At 69.6% G+C, this 15,831-nt stretch carries 15 protein-coding genes; 11 read left to right on the top strand and 4 right to left on the bottom strand.

Features of this window, described 5'->3' with window-relative positions; all coding sequences use genetic code 11:
* Positions 1-3: 3 nt before the first annotated feature.
* Positions 4-507 carry a DUF3515 family protein gene (locus tag IEV96_RS07575; RefSeq protein WP_188511168.1) on the bottom strand — a complete coding sequence of 168 codons (504 nt, stop codon included), beginning with the start codon at positions 505-507 and terminating at the stop codon, positions 4-6.
* Positions 508-539: 32 nt separating this feature from the next.
* Here IEV96_RS07575 and thiL point away from each other — a divergent pair, with 32 nt between their 5' ends.
* Positions 540-1,514 carry a thiamine-phosphate kinase gene (thiL, locus tag IEV96_RS07570; protein WP_188510029.1) on the top strand — a complete coding sequence of 325 codons (975 nt, stop codon included), beginning with the start codon at positions 540-542 and terminating at the stop codon, positions 1,512-1,514.
* Between the two features lie 237 nt (positions 1,515-1,751).
* Here the strand turns inward: thiL and IEV96_RS07565 are convergent, their stop codons facing one another.
* Positions 1,752-2,330 (bottom strand): RsmD family RNA methyltransferase, encoded by a 579-nt coding sequence (locus IEV96_RS07565; protein ID WP_188510028.1) that lies wholly within the window; start codon positions 2,328-2,330, stop codon positions 1,752-1,754.
* Between the two features lie 92 nt (positions 2,331-2,422).
* Between IEV96_RS07565 and IEV96_RS07560 the strand changes: the two genes are divergently transcribed.
* The 4 genes from IEV96_RS07560 (at position 2,423) to fgd (ending at position 8,627) form a co-directional block, all read left to right on the top strand.
* Positions 2,423-4,135, top strand: coding sequence for an acyl-CoA dehydrogenase family protein (locus IEV96_RS07560; protein WP_188510027.1), 1,713 nt, complete (start codon positions 2,423-2,425; stop codon positions 4,133-4,135).
* A 102-nt stretch (positions 4,136-4,237) separates the two neighbouring features.
* Positions 4,238-5,371: a magnesium and cobalt transport protein CorA gene (locus IEV96_RS07555; RefSeq protein WP_188510026.1), complete on the top strand. Its 1,134-nt coding sequence runs from the start codon at positions 4,238-4,240 to the stop codon at positions 5,369-5,371.
* Positions 5,372-5,396: 25 nt separating this feature from the next.
* Entirely contained in the window at positions 5,397-7,562 is a 2,166-nt protein-coding gene (locus IEV96_RS07550; RefSeq protein WP_188510025.1) for an ATP-dependent DNA helicase RecG, read from the top strand.
* A gap of 42 nt (positions 7,563-7,604) precedes the next feature.
* Entirely contained in the window at positions 7,605-8,627 is a 1,023-nt protein-coding gene (gene fgd / locus IEV96_RS07545) for a glucose-6-phosphate dehydrogenase (coenzyme-F420) (RefSeq protein WP_188510024.1), read from the top strand.
* Positions 8,628-8,775: 148 nt separating this feature from the next.
* On the opposite strand, the gene IEV96_RS07540 is transcribed toward fgd, so the two are convergent.
* Positions 8,776-9,708: an EamA family transporter gene (locus IEV96_RS07540; protein WP_188510023.1), complete on the bottom strand. Its 933-nt coding sequence runs from the start codon at positions 9,706-9,708 to the stop codon at positions 8,776-8,778.
* A gap of 71 nt (positions 9,709-9,779) precedes the next feature.
* On the opposite strand from IEV96_RS07540, the gene IEV96_RS07535 reads away from it, so the two are divergent.
* The 4 genes from IEV96_RS07535 (at position 9,780) to IEV96_RS07520 (ending at position 12,495) form a co-directional block, all read left to right on the top strand.
* Positions 9,780-10,694, top strand: coding sequence for a LysR family transcriptional regulator (locus IEV96_RS07535; protein WP_188510022.1), 915 nt, complete (start codon positions 9,780-9,782; stop codon positions 10,692-10,694).
* Positions 10,695-10,728: 34 nt separating this feature from the next.
* Positions 10,729-11,208: a pantetheine-phosphate adenylyltransferase gene (coaD, locus tag IEV96_RS07530; protein ID WP_188510021.1), complete on the top strand. Its 480-nt coding sequence runs from the start codon at positions 10,729-10,731 to the stop codon at positions 11,206-11,208.
* 134 nt (positions 11,209-11,342) lie between these two features.
* Positions 11,343-12,005, top strand: coding sequence for a hypothetical protein (locus IEV96_RS07525; RefSeq protein ID WP_188510020.1), 663 nt, complete (start codon positions 11,343-11,345; stop codon positions 12,003-12,005).
* Positions 12,006-12,063: 58 nt separating this feature from the next.
* Positions 12,064-12,495: a MepB family protein gene (locus IEV96_RS07520; RefSeq protein ID WP_188510019.1), complete on the top strand. Its 432-nt coding sequence runs from the start codon at positions 12,064-12,066 to the stop codon at positions 12,493-12,495.
* Between the two features lie 75 nt (positions 12,496-12,570).
* On the opposite strand, the gene IEV96_RS07515 is transcribed toward IEV96_RS07520, so the two are convergent.
* On the bottom strand, positions 12,571-13,152 hold the full coding sequence (locus IEV96_RS07515) for a TetR/AcrR family transcriptional regulator (RefSeq protein ID WP_188510018.1): 582 nt from the start codon (positions 13,150-13,152) through the stop codon (positions 12,571-12,573).
* A gap of 104 nt (positions 13,153-13,256) precedes the next feature.
* Here IEV96_RS07515 and IEV96_RS07510 point away from each other — a divergent pair, with 104 nt between their 5' ends.
* Both IEV96_RS07510 and cofE read left to right on the top strand, forming a co-directional pair.
* Positions 13,257-14,258 (top strand): TIGR03557 family F420-dependent LLM class oxidoreductase, encoded by a 1,002-nt coding sequence (locus IEV96_RS07510; protein WP_188510017.1) that lies wholly within the window; start codon positions 13,257-13,259, stop codon positions 14,256-14,258.
* Positions 14,259-14,262: 4 nt separating this feature from the next.
* Complete coding sequence (gene cofE, locus IEV96_RS16845; protein ID WP_373282426.1) at positions 14,263-15,804, top strand: coenzyme F420-0:L-glutamate ligase; 1,542 nt, start codon at positions 14,263-14,265, stop codon at positions 15,802-15,804.
* The last annotated feature ends 27 nt before the right edge of the window (positions 15,805-15,831 follow it).

Below are 15,831 nucleotides of genomic sequence, written 5' to 3'. Positions count from 1 at the left end.
CCGCTACGGCGCGGGCGTCGGCTCCGGTGTCTCGGTCGGCGTCGGCGCGCCCAGGCTGTCCTCGATCTCGGTGCACTGCGCGGTCTCCTCGGTCGCGCCCACGGCGTCGACGAGGTCGTACAGCGCCGATCCGGGCGACGTCACGTCGCGGTTCACGATGACCTCGGTCGCCGGGTCGCGCCCGTACGTCGTGAAGACGTAGTTGGGCGCATCCGCATCGTCGCGCAACCAGTAGACGTCCTCGACGAGCACGCACGGCAGGGTGCTCGCGCGGTCGGGAATCGCGACGCCGCAGCGCAACAGCACCGAGGCCGGCGATCCCCACGCTCCGGTGCCCTGGGCGTTGGTCTCACGCAGCGGCAGGTCGCCCACCGCGTCGGGCAGTCGCACGGCGACCTCCGCGCATCCGGCGTTCTTCGCGTCTTCGGCGGGGTCGAGGCTCACCGTCTGCGCGCAGCCGGTGAGGGCTCCGAGGGCGATCAGGGTGACGGCGGTCAGGCGGAGCATCGATTTCACCGGTTCAGGCTACCGTGTGAAGCATGACGCAACCCGATACTCTGCGCGGCATCGGGGAGTCCGCCAGCCTCGCGCGCATCTTCCCGCGCCTCCCGTCGTCTGACTACGCGATCGTCGGCCCGGGCGACGACTCCGCGGTGATGAGCGCGCCCGATTCCCGTTTCGTCGTCACCACCGACATGATGATCCACGGCCCCGACTTCCGGCTCGCCTGGTCGTCGCCGCAGGACCTCGGCTGGAAGGCCGCCGCCTCCAACCTCGCCGACGTCGCCGCCATGGGAGCCCGACCGACGGCGCTCGTCGTGGCGATCGCCGCGCCCGCTGACTCGCCCGTGTCGCTGCTGGAGGGCATCGCCGACGGCCTGCGCGACGCCTGCGCGGCGCTGGCACCCGGCTGCGGCGTGGTCGGCGGCGACCTCTCCGTGTCGGCGACCCTCACCATCGCGGTCACGGCGTTCGGCGACCTCGACGGTCGCGCCCCCGTCCTTCGTTCCGGCGCCCGGCCCGGCGACGTGGTCGCGGTCTCCGGAGTGCTCGGCCGGGCCGCCGCCGGACTGCGCCTCCTCTTCGAGCACGGTGTGAAAAACGAGACCCCGGATGCCACGGCCACCGCCGCCCTCCGCGCGGCCGAGCCGGCTCTCGTCGCCGCCCAGCTCGCGCCAGAGCCGCCGATCGGCGACGGCGTCCTGGCCGCGCTCGGCGGGGCGACGGCGATGCTCGACCTCAGCGACGGGCTCGCCCTCGACGCCCGCCGCCTCGCCACGGCCAGCGGCGTCGCGGTCGACCTCAGCTCGGCGGCCGTCGGCGACCGCGAGTCGCTCGACGGGGGAGAGGACCACTCCCTGCTCGCGACGTTCCCGGCCGGAACCGCGCTGCCCGGCGGGTTCCGCGCGATCGGCGCGGTCGTGGCGGGCTCGGGCGTGCTCGTCGACGGTCAGCCGTACGACGAGCGCGGCGGATGGGACCCGTACGAGCAGTGGTCGGGTGCTGCTGGCTGAGTAGGCCGCTCCAGCGACCGTGTCGAACCGCGCCCGCCCGGTCGTGCACTTTCGCACGGTGCGGATGCGCCCGCACCCGCCACAACTGCACTATGCCGCGGGCGGCGCGGCCGCCGCCCGGTCCGTTCGACAGGAGCCGCGGCATCCGGGTCGCCCACATCGTCCTGTTGAACGGCCGCGCGGGCACGATCGTCCTGTTGGAGCGGCGCAGGGTCTCGATACGGGCCGCGGACGGCCCTACCCGACCGGCTCAGCCGGCCGCGCCCACCACAGCGTCGTGTCGCCGTAGTCTTTGCGGCGCTCCACCTCCAGCCCGAGAGGCCACGTCGGCTCGGGGCTGCGCGAGCTGCGTTCGAGCACCACGGTCCCGTCGGCCGACACGCGTGGTGCGAGCAGCGCCAGCGTGTGCGCCAACTCCGCTTCGCCGAGGTCGTACGGCGGGTCGAGGAACACCACGTCCCAGGTGTCGCGCGACGGCGCGAGGAACGCGTCGACCGCCTGCCCCGAGACGTCGATCGAGAGGGTCGAGCCGCGCGGCTTGGCGCGCAGCAGCAACGCGGCGTTCGACCGGCACGCCTTGACGGCGGCAGGACCCTTCTCGACGAGCACGACGGCCGCGGCGCCGCGCGACGCCGCCTCGAGCCCGAGCGAACCGGTGCCGGCGTACAGGTCGACCACCCGTGCGCCGTCGAGGGCGCCGCGCGCGTCGAGTGCCGAGAAGATCGCCTCACGCACCCGGTCGCTCGTGGGGCGGGTTCCGGTGGTGGGAACGGCGAGGGTGAGCGAACCGGCGAAACCGGAGATGATGCGGGTCATTGCCCCAACGGTACCGGGATTCCACGTGTCATCCGTAGTAGAGAGTCCACAACGGGTTCGCGCCTCTACCGCAGCATCCACACAATCGGTTCATGGCCAGCGTCGATCGTACTTCCAAGCCCTCTTTCACCAAGGCACTCTTCCTCGGAAACACCCACTCCGAACTCGTGATGCCGTACCCGCTTCTCGCCGGTGCCGAGCGCGCGAAGGTGGACGCCCTCGCGAGCAGCGCCCGCGAGTACCTCACCGGAACCTACGACCCGTGGAAGGCCGAGGAACAGCGCTGGGTCGGCGACGACACGATCCGCGACCTGGGCGAGCGTGGCCTGCTCGGCCTCTTCGTCGACGAACAGTACGGCGGGCAGGGCCTCAGCCAGACCGGGTACTGCCGCGTGATGGAGGAGTTCGGCCGCGTCGACGGCGCACTCGCCGTCGTGATGGGCGTGCACCAGTCGATCGGTACCAAACCCATCTACCTCTATGGCACCGACGACCAGAAGGCGCGCTGGCTGCCCGACCTCGCCGCCGGCCGCAAGCTCGCCGCGTTCGTGCTCACCGAGCCCAACGTCGGCAGCGACGCCTACAACCTCGAGACCTGGGCCGAGCGGCAAGCCGACGGCAGCTGGATCCTCAACGGCGAGAAGCGCTGGATCGGCAACGGCAGCAAAGACGTGCTCACCGTCTTCGCACGCAGCGACCTCGGCCACGTCGCCCTCGTGGTCGAGAAGGGCGCCGAGGGTCTCAGCACCGGGCCCCGCTTCGACACCCTCGGTCTGCGCGCCAACAACCTGCAGCGCGTGCACTTCGACAACGTGCGGGTGCCCGCCGAGAACCTCCTCGGCGAGCCCGGCGACGGTTTCCGCATCGCCATGAACACGCTCAACAACGGCCGCATGTCGATGGGAACGTCGATCGCGGGCGGCATGAAGGCCTTCCTCGACTTCACCCTCGAGCACGCGAACACCCGCGAGCAGTTCGGCCGCAAGCTCATCGACTTCGAGATGGTGGAGGAGAAGGCGGCGTGGATGAACACGCAGATCTACGGCCTCGAGTCGATGTCGTACCTCACCACCGGACTCGTCGACCGCGGCGTCGCCGACTTCTCGCTGGAGTCGGCGATGACCAAGGTCGTGGCCAGCGACGTCGGCTGGAAGGCGCTCAACAAGGCATTCCAGGTGCACGGCGGCACCGCCTACATGGGCGACCATCTGCTGTCGAAGGCACTGCGCGATTTCCGCATCTTCCCGATCTTCGAGGGGGCAAACGACGTGATGCGGGCCTACGTCGCCCTCAACGGCGTGAAGGGTCTCAGCGAGGCGCTGCCCGACGTGCGCGCGCTCACCGTCGGCGCCCCCGGCAAGGCCATCGGCGTGCTCGCGCCGTACGTCGCCGACCGGGTCAACCGCGCGCTTCGTCCTGAGAAGCTTGCCGGCGCGCACCCGAGCGTCGGCAAGCAGGTCTCCGCGGTCGCCGAGCAGGTGGCGCGGCTCCGCGACCGCGCCGAGGCGGCGTTGCGCACGCACGGCAAGAAGGTGCAGGAGAAGCAGTTGGTCCAGAAGAGACTGTCGGATGCTGCATCCGGAATCTATGCGCAAGTGGCCGTGATCAGCCGCATCACCGCAGTCATCCACCGCGACGGCGTCCCGGCCGCGGGTGCGGAACGTGCGGTGGCCGTGGACTTCTGCGACCGGGCCGCGCGTCAGGTCGGCAGGGAGCTGCGATCGCTCGAGGTCAACTCCGACCAGGTCACGAACCAGCTGGGCAAGGCCGTGCGGCAGAGAAAAGGCTACGCGTTCGACCTGTAGGACTTCGGTCCCTGAGCCTGTCGAAGGGGGCCCATCGTACGGCGCTCGGCAAGGCCCGGCGCTTCGACAGGCTCAGCGACCGATGCGGGGTAACCTGCCACCATGCCCAGTAACTTCCGCATGCCCTTCCGCGGGCTGTGGCGCACCAGCAAGCCCGCACCGGTGGCCGAGCCCGTCGACCTCCGCCCGCAGATCGCCCCCGAGTCATCCGTCGGCAGCAGCATCATCAACAACGCCATCTACGAGGCCGGATGTCGCGTCGAGAAGCCCGAATCCCTCGGTGCGACCTACACGGCTCTCGCCGAACGCACCGACGCGATGGCGTGGATCGGCCTCTACCGTCCCTCGGTGGACGAGCTCACCTCGCTCGCCGGGCAGTTCGGCCTGCACGAGCTCGCGGTGGAAGACGCGGTGCTGGCGCACCAGCGGCCCAAGCTCGAGCGCTACGGCGACACCCTGTTCGTGGTGCTGCGGGCCGCCCGCTACCTCGACCAGGTCGAGGAGGTCGAGTTCGGCGAACTGCACGTGTTCATCGGCCCGAACTTCGTGATCACCGTGCGGCACGCGGAGTCGCCCGACCTCTCGGTCGTGCGTCGGCGGCTCGAGGAATCGCCCGACCTGCTCGCGCGGGGAACCGAGGCCGTGCTCTACGCCATCCTCGACGCGGTGGTCGACGGCTATGAGCCCGTCGTGGCCGGCATCGCCAAAGACATCGACGAGATCGAGACGCAGGTGTTCGACGGCGACCCGAGCGTCTCGCGCCGCATCTACGAGCTCTCGCGCGAGGTCATCGACTTCCAACGGGCGGCACAGCCCCTCATCGGCATCGTCGACCAGATCTCGAGCGGCTTCGACAAGTACTCGATCGCGGTCGACCTGCAGCAGTACCTGCGCGACGTCGCCGACCACGTGACGCACGTCAACGAGCGCATCGAGGAGTTCCGCACCCTGCTGCGCGACATTCTCACCGTGAACGCCACCCTCGTCGCGCAGCGCCAGAACGAGGACATGCAGAAGATCACCGAGTCGAGCAACCGGCAGGCGGTCGAGGCGCGCAAGATCTCCGCCTGGGCGGCCATCTTCTTCGCGCCGACACTCGTGACCGGGGTCTACGGCATGAACTTCACCTTTATGCCGGAACTCGACTGGGAGTTCGGCTACCCGGTGGCGCTGCTGGTCATGGTCGGCGTCGGCGGCGCGCTGTTCGCGGTGTTCCGCCGGAGGAAGTGGCTGTAGGTGCTCGAGTAGGTACCCTTGATCCGTGACCTCCCCGCTCGACGCGCCCCTCAAGAACGCGCTCGGACCCCGCACGAGCGCGGCGCTGGCGAAGGGTCTCGGCCTCAAGACGGTCGGCGACCTGCTGAGCCACTACCCTCGCCGCTACATCCGGCGCGGTGAACTGACCGAGCTCAGCCACCTTCCCCTCGACGAGAACGTCACCATCGTCGCCGAGGTACTCGAGGTGCGTCAGCGTTCGATGCAGGCCCGCAAGGGATCGATCCTCGAGGTCAAGATCAGCGACGGCAAGGGCATTCTCACGCTCACCTTCTTCAACCAGGCCTTCCGGAAAGAAGAACTGGTGCCGGGTGCACGCGGCATCTTCGCGGGCAAGATCGGCGAGTACCGCGGCGCGCTGCAGCTCACCCACCCCGACTACGAGCTGTTCGCCGATCAGACCGCGGGCGGAGACGAGGAAGCGCGCAGATTCCTCGAAACGCTCGTTCCGATCTACCCGGCCACCGCGTCGATGACGAGCTGGCAGATCCAGAAGGCGATGGCGGTGGTGCTCGACACCCTCCCGCCGCTGCCCGACCCGGTGCCTGCCGCGATCCGCACCCGCCGAAAGATCACGAGCTACGAACGCGCGGTGCAGAGCATCCACCGGCCGGCCACGGATGCCGAGTGGGGCGCCGCCCGCAAGGCGCTGCGGTTCCAGGAGGCGTTCGTGCTGCAGGCCGCCCTGCTGCAGCAGCGCGCGAAACTGCGCTCGGTGAAAAGCACGTCGCGGCTGCCCGGCGCGCTGCTCGCCGGGTTCGACGCCGCCCTGCCGTTCACGCTCACGAACGACCAGAAGCTCGTGGGCGACGAGATCTTCATGGACCTCGCCGGCGGCACCCCGATGAACCGGCTCGTGCAGGGCGAGGTGGGCTCAGGCAAGACGCTCGTCGCGCTGCGTGCCATGCTCGCGGTCGCCGAGTCGGGCGGCCAGTCCGCCCTGCTCGCCCCGACCGAGGTGCTCGCGCAGCAGCACCTGCGTTCGATCGTCAAGACGCTCGGGCCCGACCTCGCCGCCAAACTGCGGCCGACCCTCATCACCGGGCAGCTGAGCGTGCCCGAGAAGCGCAAGGCGCTGCTCGCCGCCGTCTCGGGCTCGGCGCGCATCGTCGTCGGCACGCACGCCCTGCTGAGCGACAACGTGGGCTTCTACGACCTCGGGCTCGTCGTCGTCGACGAGCAGCACCGCTTCGGTGTCGACCAGCGCGAGGCGCTCCGGCTCAAGGGCGCGACCCCGCCACACGTCGTGGTGCTCACCGCCACCCCCATCCCGCGCACGGTGGCGATGACGGTGTTCGGCGACCTCGACATCTCGACGATCGCCGAGCTGCCCGGCGGCCGCGTGCCGATCAAGAGTTTCGTCGTCTGGAACAAGCCGCTCTACGACCGGGTCTGGCTGCGCGCCGCCGAGGAGATCGCGCAGGGCAGACAGGTGTTCGTGGTGTGCCCGGCGATCGACGCCGCCGATCCGCACCCGGAACTCGTCGAGGGCGATGACGGTTCGGTCCCAGAGCCCGACGGCGCCGCCGCCAAGAGACCGATCGCGAATGTCACGGATGCGACCGCAGAACTCCGCGCCAACCCCGCGCTCGCCGGCCGTCGCATCGAGACGCTGCACGGCCGCATGTCGAGCGACGAGAAAGACAGCATCATGCAGGCGTTCGCGGCCGGCCGCATCGACGTGCTCGTGGCCACCACCGTGATCGAGGTGGGCGTCGACGTGCCGAACGCGAGCACCATGGTGATTCTCGACGCCGACCGGTTCGGCGTCTCGCAGCTGCACCAGCTGCGCGGTCGTGTCGGTCGCGGCGGGGTGCCCAGCGTGTGCCTGTTCGTGACCCACGCCGAAGACGGCACCCTGGCCCGCGAGAGGGTGGAGGCCGTGGCATCCACTCTCGACGGCTTCGAACTCGCCCAGAAAGACCTCGAACTGCGGCGTGAGGGCGACGTGCTCGGCAACACCCAGTCGGGCGGCCGCTCGAGCCTGCGGCTGCTGCGGGTGGCGAAAGACGGCGAACTCATCGCAGACGCCCGCGACCTGGCGTCCGCTGTGCTCGAGGTCGACCCCACGTTGGACGACTACCCCGACCTGCGCGACGCGCTCGCCCGCCGGCTCGACGCCGAAGCCGAAGCCTTCCTGTCGAAGAGTTGAGGCTCCCGGAGCGTCGGGCGCCCGCGGTCATAGAGTTGACCCATGCTTCCTCTGAAACTCGGGTACAAGGCGTCCGCTGAACAGTTCGCCCCGCGCGAGCTCGTCGAGATCGCGGTTCTCGCCGAGCAGCACGGCATGGAGAGCGTCGCCGTGAGCGACCACTTCCAGCCGTGGCGGCACACCGGCGGGCACGCCCCATTTTCGCTCGCCTGGATGGCCGCGGTCGGGGAGCGCACGTCGCGGGTGCAGATCGGCACCTCGGTGATGACGCCGACCTTTCGTTACAACCCGGCCGTGATCGCGCAGGCGTTCGCGACGCTCGGCTGCCTGTACCCGGGTCGCATCATGCTCGGGGTCGGCACGGGCGAGGCGCTCAACGAGATCGCCACCGGTTTCCGCGGCGCCGGAGAGCAGGACTGGCCGGAGTTCAAGGAGCGCTACGCGCGGCTGCGCGAGGCCGTGAGCCTGATGCGCGCGCTGTGGACCGACGACAAGGTCACCTTCGAAGGCGACTACTACTCGACCCACGACGCCAGCATCTACGACCGTCCCGAGGGCGGCATCCCGGTCTACATCGCCGCGGGCGGCCCGGTCGTCGCCGGCTACGCGGGCCGTGCCGGTGACGGTTTCATCTGCACCTCGGGCAAGGGCATGGAGCTGTACACCGAGAAGCTGCTGCCCGCCGTCGAGGCCGGTGCCGAGAAGGCCGGACGCGACGCGGGAACTATCGACCGGATGATCGAGATCAAGATGTCGTACGACACCGACCCCGAGGTCGCGCTCGAGAACACCCGCTTCTGGGCTCCGCTCTCGCTGTCGAAGGAGCAGAAGCACGACATCACCGACCCCACCGAGATGGAGGCGGCCGCCGACGCCCTGCCGATCGAGCAGGTCGCCTCGCGCTGGATCGTGGGTTCCGACCCCGACGAGCTCACCGAGAAGATCGGGGAGTACGTCTCGGCCGGGTTCAACCACCTCGTGTTCCACGGGCCGGGCCACGACCAGCGCCGGTTCCTCGAGCTGTTCGAGCGCGACCTGGCGCCGCGCATCCGCGCGCTCGGCTAGTCGCTCCGCCGGTTACGCAGGCCGCCTGCGGTCGTGTGGAAATCCAGGATCGCGCCAGGCGCGCGTTTTGGTCGCCAGATGCTGCACTGAGCGCGAGATCGCGCTCTAAGCGACCAGAACCGGAGGCTCCCGTGGAACTGACCCGGGGCTACGCGGCGGGCGGAGTGACAGCGGGCTGGGCTAGGGCGCTCGCCGGATCATCCGCGATCGTCCTGTTGCGCCTCTGATAGCTCGCCACCAGCACGCCGGCGACCACGGCCGCCCCGGCAAGCGCCTCCGTCACGTCGATCACCTCGCCGAACGCGACCCACGAGGCGAGCACCCCGACCACGGGCACGAGCATCGAAAACGGGGCGACGGTGCTCGACGGGTAGCGCTTCAGCAGGCCGTTCCAGATGCCGTAACCGACGATCGTGGCGATCACCACGATGTACAGCAGGCCGAGCACCGACGGCAGTGCCTCGAGCGTGAACGCGGTGGCGAGGCTCTCGCCGATGCGCTCCGGCCCCTCGACGAACAGCGAGATCGCGAGCATCGGGATGGGCGGTATGACCGACATCCACAGGGTGAGGTGCAGCGCGTTCGGCGCCTGGGCCTTACGGGTCGACACGTTGCCGATGGCCCAGCCGAGGGCGCCGCAGAGCGTGAGGAGCACCGGGAGCAGGGCGGCGACCTGCGAGCGGTGGAAGGCGATCGCGGCGAGACCGAGGACCGCGATCGCGATACCCACGGCCTGCCGGGCGCTGATCCGTTCGCGCAGCCAGATGCCGGCGATGATCACGGTGAACGGCGCGGACGCCTGCAGCACGATCGAGGCGAGCCCGCTCGGCATACCGGCCGCCATGCCGAGGTAGAGGAACGCGAACTGCATGGTGCCGATGCCGAGTCCGACCCCGAGCAGCCATCGGAACGGGACTCTCGGGCGCGGGACGAAGATCAGCGTCGGGATCGCGATGATCGAGAAGCGCAGCGCCACCAGGAACAGGGGAGGGAAGTGCTCAAGCGCCAGCGCGGTCGCCGGGAAGTTGACGCCCCAGCAGACGGCAACGAGCAGGGCGAGCAGGCGGTGGCGTAAGAGCATGGCTCCATGCTCGCGGAAAAGAAGATGAAGGACTAGCGCCAGATACTGCATGCTCTTTGTAGACTCCCTTCATGGATGTCTCGCAGCTCGCACTTCTCCGCGAACTCGCCGACCGCGGGAGCGTCACCGCCGTCGCCGCGGCACTGAACAGGTCGCCGAGCGCGGTGTCGCAGCAGCTCAAGACGCTGCAGCGCCAGGTCGGCGTCGAGCTGGTGGAGCGGGTCGGCCGGGGGGTGCGCCTGACCGACGCCGGGCGCGCGCTCGCCGACAGCTCGGTGCGCATCGCGACCGCCATCGCCGAGGCCGAGGCGACGTGGGCCGCCTACCGCGACGACGCGACCGGCGCCGTGCGGGTCGCCACTTTCTTCTCCGCCTCGGAACTTTTTCTGCCGGGGCTGCTGACGCGCCTGAAAGCGCACCCGGGCATCCGGCTGGAGGTCGAGGACCGTGATGTCTCGCAGGACGACTTCGCCGCGCTCGCCGCCGATTACGACATCGTGATCGCACACCGCTCCGACGACGTACTGCCGCCGCAGCCGACGGCGCTGCGGGTCGTGCCGCTCGTGCGGGAGCCGCTCGACGTGGCAGTGCCGCTCGACCACCCGCTCGCCGGGCACGACCGGGTGACCGTCGACGATGTGATCCGCGACGACTGGATCGGCGTGCCCGTCGACTTCCCGCTCGACCGGGTGCTCGCAGCCATGGCGGTGCGCGCCGGAGTGCCCGCGCGGATCATCCATCGCACGACCCACCTGCCGCTCATCGAGAACCTCGTCGCGACGGGCCACGGCATCGCGCTCGTGCCGCGGCACACCTCGCGCGAGCGGTCGGCGGGGCGATTCCGGCTGCTGCCGCTGACGGACGTGCGGGCCGGCCGACGCATCGAAGCGCTCCTGCGACCCGACCGGGCGGAGCGGCTGGCGGTGCGGGTCGTGCTCGACGCCTATATCGCCGAAGCGGCGCGCTACGGCGACGAGCCCCGGTAACGAAACGGTAACTTGCAGCGGCTAGGGTGAGCGTATGAAGAGGATCGCCGTTGTTCCTGGATCGTTCGACCCCGTCACTCTGGGGCACCTCGACGTGGTGGGGCGGGCCGCGGGGCTCTTCGACGAACTCCATGTGCTCGTGGTGCACAACCCGGGTAAGACGGCCCTGCTGCCGATCGCGCAGCGGGTGTCGCTCATCGAGCAGTCGATCGCCGAGGCGCAACTGCCCGGCACCATCGTCGTCACCAGCTGGAGCGTCGGCCTCCTCGTCGACTATTGCACCGACGTGGGCGCGAGCGTGCTGGTAAAGGGCATCAGGTCGCAGGTGGATGTCGCGTACGAGACCCCCATGGCGATCGTGAACCGCGACCTCGCCGGTGTCGAGACCATTTTTATGCTGCCGAACCCCGCGCACGCCCACGTTTCGAGTTCTCTCGTGCGGCAGGTCGCGTCTCTCGGCGGCGACGTCAGCCCCTACGTGCCCTCCGCCGTCTACCGTTACCTGCAGAAGTAGGCACCTCGCCGGTTAACCGTGAGGATACGGTGAATTAACGCAACCCGCGACTGGCGTGCACCCACCCACGGTACGGGCGCGGGAGAATGAACCGATTCGAGCGGGTAGACCGTGTAACGAGCGAGGAGCACACCGTGGCATCGAAGTCCGACAAGAAGTCGAAGACGGCAGACGACAAAAAGGCCCCCAAGAAGGCTGACAGCAAAAAGGCCGACAGCAAGAAGGCCGACGCGAAGTCCGCCGACAAGAAGTCGGCGAAGAAGGCCGACCTCAAGGCCGAGGCGAAATTCCTGAAGAAGGCCCTCGAGGCCGACACGCTCAAGGCCGAGAAGGCCGCTGCCAAGGCCAAGAAGGATCTGAAAAAAGAGCGCGACCTCGTCAAAGAGCAGCTCCAGAAGGCGAAGAAGCTCGCCGAGAAGAACGCCAAGAAGGACCAAGAGCGCGCCGAGAAGCAGGCTGCATCGGAGACGGCGCCGGTAGCGGCGCCCGTAGCGAAGAAGAAGGCCCCGGCCGCGAAGACGTCGGCGAAGACGCCGCGCGCCGCGAAGACAGCGGCCGTTACCAAGACGTCGGTACGGGGTTCCGCCCCGATCACACCCCGCACGCCTGCCGCCCGAGCGACGGCACGCGCCGCGCGCACCGGATCGAGCGCCGTGCGTTCGAGCACCGAGCCGTCCGAGTCGTGGACCATGGTCGCCCTGCGGTCCCACGCGGGATCGACCGGGGTCACCGGCTACTCGCGGCTGAACAAGGCCGACCTGCTGGCCAAGCTGCGCGGAACCGACACGCTCGACTAAGCCGTATCGGCAGAGGTGTGCGCGACTGCCACAGTCGCGATCGCGATAGCGTCTTCAGATGGTGTTCAGCGCGTTCGAGGACTATGCGGCCGAGATAGGGCTCGCTGCGTCGGCTATCCCGGAATCGCAGAATGGCGACTACGAGTCGGGCCTGATCGAGATCGATGGTGAGGCCTGGCATATCCGCACCGCACGCAACACCCCGACGAAACCGGGCGCGTTCGTCGCCTTCTGGCGACGGGACGAAGACGGGAGCACCGTGCCTTTCGCGGCCAACGACCCCGCTGTCGGCCTGCTTGTCTTCGTGGTGCAGGAGGGCAGACGCGGAGTTTTCCAATTCACCGCCGAGCATCTAGCCGAATTGGGCATCACCTCGGGGAAAGGGCCAGGGAAACGCGGATTCCGCCTGTATCCGAGCTGGTGCGAACGGCTGAACCCCCAAGCCGCAGCGACACAGCGAGCTCAGGCACGGGCCTTTCGGGAATTCTGACCCTGGGTTCCGTGGCGGACGCCGCTGGTGAGCCAGGGGAGGGGAACACGCTCGTCTAGCCCCGGCTGTCGCGCCCTAGCTGAGGCCGGCGACCGCGCGGGCCGTGGCCACAAAGGTGTCGCGCATCTCGTCGGGTCCGTCGAGGTAGCCGCCCACGAGGGCAGCGTCGCGCAGCAGCACGAGCGCGCTCGCGCCCTTCTCCGGATCCGGGCGACCGGCGGCCTCGAGCGCCATGGCGAGTGTCGACCGGAACCAGGCGCGGTGCGAACGGATGGCGACGCGCACGGGGCTGGACGGGTCAGGGTACTCCGCCGACGCGTTGATGAACGGGCAGCCGCGCGTGTGCGTGAACGTGACGTCGTCGGCGACGCCCTGGATGAGCAGCTCGAGCAGTTCGTCGGGACCGGTCTCGAGCGCGAACGCCTCGGAGAACATCTGCCGGATCGTGCTGTCTTCGCGGGCGAGGTAGGCCTCGACGAGGTCTTCCTTGCTGGGAAAGTGACGGTAGAAGGTGCCCCGGGTCACCGCCGCGGTCAGGACCACGCGGTCGACACCGACCGAGTGGATACCCTCGCGGTAGAACAGCTCGGACGCGGTAGAAAGGAGCCGCTCGCGCGCTTCCGAGGGCCGCTTTTCGACGAGGAGGGTGCTGGACATACGGTCACCGTACCGGAACGGTCGTTCCCGTCCGGCTCCCGTGATGCCGTGTCGCGGACCGTCGAGCAAACGGTGCCAAACGCAGAAAGTGACAGTATGAAGTCATGACTGGTTTGCAGGTCGGCTACGCCGCGATGCTCGAGCAATTTCACCCGACCGAAGCAGTCGCCCTCTCGGCTTACGCCGAACAGAACGGCTTCTCGGGTGTGATGGCCGCCGACCACTTCCAGCCGTGGGTGCCGCAGCAGGGGGAGAGCTCGTTCGTCTGGAACGTGCTCGCCGCCATCGGCGAACGCACCAGCGGCGACATGGGGCCCGGCGTCACCGCGCCGACGTTCCGCTGGCATCCCGCCATGGTCGCCCAGGCCTCGGCGACGCTCGCCGCCATGTATCCCGGCAGGCACTGGTTGGGGCTCGGCTCCGGTGAAGCACTGAACGAGCACATCGTCGGCCAGTACTGGCCGGAAGCCCCCGAGCGCATCAACCGCATGTTCGAGGCCATCGACGTGATCAAGAAGCTGTTCGCGGCCTCCCTCGCGGGCAAAGACACCAAGCACTCCGGCCAGTTCTTCAAGCTCGAATCCACCCGGCTCTGGACGATGCCCGAGGTCGCGCCGGAGATCCTGGTCGCGACGGCCGGTCCCGTGACCGCGAAACGGGCGGGCAAGACGGTCGACGGTCTCATCACGGTGGGCGCTCCGATCGAGAAGATCGCCGGCCTGTTCGCCAAGTTCGACGAGGGCGCTCGGGAGGCCGGCAAGGATCCCTCGCGCATGCCGCGCGTGCTGCAGCTGCACCTGAGCTGGGCCCCGACCGACGAAGAAGCCATGCGCAACGCGCTCGTCGAGTGGCCGAACGGCGGCATGAAGTTTCCGAAGAGCGACATCCGCTCGCCCTACGAACTCGAGCAGATGGCCAAGCTGGTGCGCCCGGAGGACTTCGCCGGTCGCCTCGTGATCGACTCCGATCCCGACGTGCACCGTGCCAACATCCAGCGCTTCGTCGACCTCGGTTTCGACCGCATCTACCTGCACAATGTCGGGCGCAACCAGCGCGAGTGGATCGACGTGTTCGGCCGCGATGTGCTTCCGAAGCTGAAGCGGTAGCGGCGTGCTCTCCGTCTACGCAGCAGCGGGCATCCCCGAGATCTCCCCGGGCGACGACCTCGCACAGATTATCGGCGCCGCCCTCGACGGGCTGCTCTCCGACGGCGACATCCTCGCTGTCACCAGCAAGATCGTCTCGAAGGCGGAGGGGCGCATCGTGCACTCCACCGACCGCGAGCAGGCGATCACCGACGAGACCGTGCGTCTCGTCGCCAGCCGCACGCACAAGAACGGCGTCACCCGCATCGTCGAGAACCGCTTGGGCATGATCGCCGCGGCCGCCGGTGTCGACTCGAGCAACACCGCGGCGGGAACGGTGCTCCTGCTTCCCGTCGACCCTGACGCGTCGGCCCGCTCGCTGCGCCTCGCGCTCGAGAACCGCTTCGGCATCCGTCTCGGCGTCATCGTCACCGACACGCTCGGCCGGGCCTGGCGCGAGGGCCAGACCGATGTCACGATCGGCGCCAGCGGCGTGCGACTCATCGACGACCTGCGCGGCAGCCCCGACAGTCACGGACGCACGCTCGACGTGACGACCCCCGCCGTCGGCGACGAGATCGCGGCGGCCGCCGACCTGGTGAAGGGCAAGGCCGGGGGACTGCCGGTGGCGGTCGTGCGCGGACTCGGACGACTGCTCGATCCGGATGCGCCCGGAGCCCGCGTGCTCATCCGTCCCGCGGCGAACGACATGTTCCGGCAGGGTTCAGACGAGGCGTGGCGCGACGGCTACGCGGCGGGTCTCGCGGCGGCCGGCTCGTCCCCGGAGCCGCCCTCGTCCCCTGAGCCCGTCGAAGGGCCCCCCGACCTCCCCTCCCGCGAAACCGCGCGCGCCGCGATCGGCCGTGCCGCCGTCGAGCAGTTCGAGTCGACGCCGCGCAACACGGGCATCCGCAAGACCGGCAAGCCTGTCGCCGAGTCGCACGTGGTCGAGCCGACCCGCGAGTGGATCGTCGTCGTCCCCGTGAAGGGCACCGCCGAGGCCAAGTCGCGCTTCGGCGAGGTGCCCGACCGCGGTGCGCTGGCTCTCGCGATCGCCCTCGACACAACGACGGCGGCACTCGCGGCGGAGTCCGTGGTCGGGGTGATCGTCGTCACGAGCGGCGCCGTCGCGACCGCGTTCGACGACCTCGACGCGCTCGTCGTCGTCGAAGATGCCCCGGCCGGGCTGCCCGCCGCCATCGCGAGCGGGATCGAGCTCGCGGCCGAACTCGGCGCGCCGGGCCGCGGCATCGCCGTGCTGCTCGGCGACCTCCCCGCGCTCACACCCGGCGAGCTCGACGCGGCCCTCGGGCTCGCGGCGGCGCACGAGCGCGCGACGGTCGCCGACGCCGACGGAACGGGGACCGTGCTGGTCACCGCGGCCGACGGCGCGACCCACGCCACCGCTTTCGGGCCGGGATCGAGCGCCGCGCACGTCGCCGCCGGCTACGTGCCGCTCGACCTGCCGGCGGATTCGGGACTGCGCAACGACGTCGACACGCTCGAGCAGCTGACCGCGCTGGGCCCCCGCCTCGGCTCGCGAACGACCGCGGCCCTCAGCGGCTAGTTCGCGAGCGCGGGGCAGCCCGCGAAA

Origin of the sequence: Conyzicola nivalis (assembly GCF_014639655.1) — a bacterium.
In the GTDB taxonomy this organism is placed as follows: domain Bacteria; phylum Actinomycetota; class Actinomycetes; order Actinomycetales; family Microbacteriaceae; genus Conyzicola; species Conyzicola nivalis.
This window is presented reverse-complemented; position numbering and strand designations above follow the sequence as displayed.

What these genes read in the sequence shown, in the direction of transcription:
- IEV96_RS07575 (WP_188511168.1), bottom strand. Translation starts at nt 507, where the DNA reads ATGCTCCGCCTGACCGCCGTCACCCTGATCGCCCTCGGAGCCCTCACC.
- thiL (WP_188510029.1), top strand. Translation starts at nt 540, where the DNA reads ATGACGCAACCCGATACTCTGCGCGGCATCGGGGAGTCCGCCAGCCTC.
- IEV96_RS07565 (WP_188510028.1), bottom strand. Translation starts at nt 2,330, where the DNA reads ATGACCCGCATCATCTCCGGTTTCGCCGGTTCGCTCACCCTCGCCGTT.
- IEV96_RS07560 (WP_188510027.1), top strand. Translation starts at nt 2,423, where the DNA reads ATGGCCAGCGTCGATCGTACTTCCAAGCCCTCTTTCACCAAGGCACTC.
- IEV96_RS07555 (WP_188510026.1), top strand. Translation starts at nt 4,238, where the DNA reads ATGCCCAGTAACTTCCGCATGCCCTTCCGCGGGCTGTGGCGCACCAGC.
- fgd (WP_188510024.1), top strand. Translation starts at nt 7,605, where the DNA reads ATGCTTCCTCTGAAACTCGGGTACAAGGCGTCCGCTGAACAGTTCGCC.
- IEV96_RS07540 (WP_188510023.1), bottom strand. Translation starts at nt 9,708, where the DNA reads ATGCTCTTACGCCACCGCCTGCTCGCCCTGCTCGTTGCCGTCTGCTGG.
- IEV96_RS07535 (WP_188510022.1), top strand. Translation starts at nt 9,780, where the DNA reads ATGGATGTCTCGCAGCTCGCACTTCTCCGCGAACTCGCCGACCGCGGG.
- coaD (WP_188510021.1), top strand. Translation starts at nt 10,729, where the DNA reads ATGAAGAGGATCGCCGTTGTTCCTGGATCGTTCGACCCCGTCACTCTG.
- IEV96_RS07520 (WP_188510019.1), top strand. Translation starts at nt 12,064, where the DNA reads ATGGTGTTCAGCGCGTTCGAGGACTATGCGGCCGAGATAGGGCTCGCT.
- IEV96_RS07515 (WP_188510018.1), bottom strand. Translation starts at nt 13,152, where the DNA reads ATGTCCAGCACCCTCCTCGTCGAAAAGCGGCCCTCGGAAGCGCGCGAG.
- IEV96_RS07510 (WP_188510017.1), top strand. Translation starts at nt 13,257, where the DNA reads ATGACTGGTTTGCAGGTCGGCTACGCCGCGATGCTCGAGCAATTTCAC.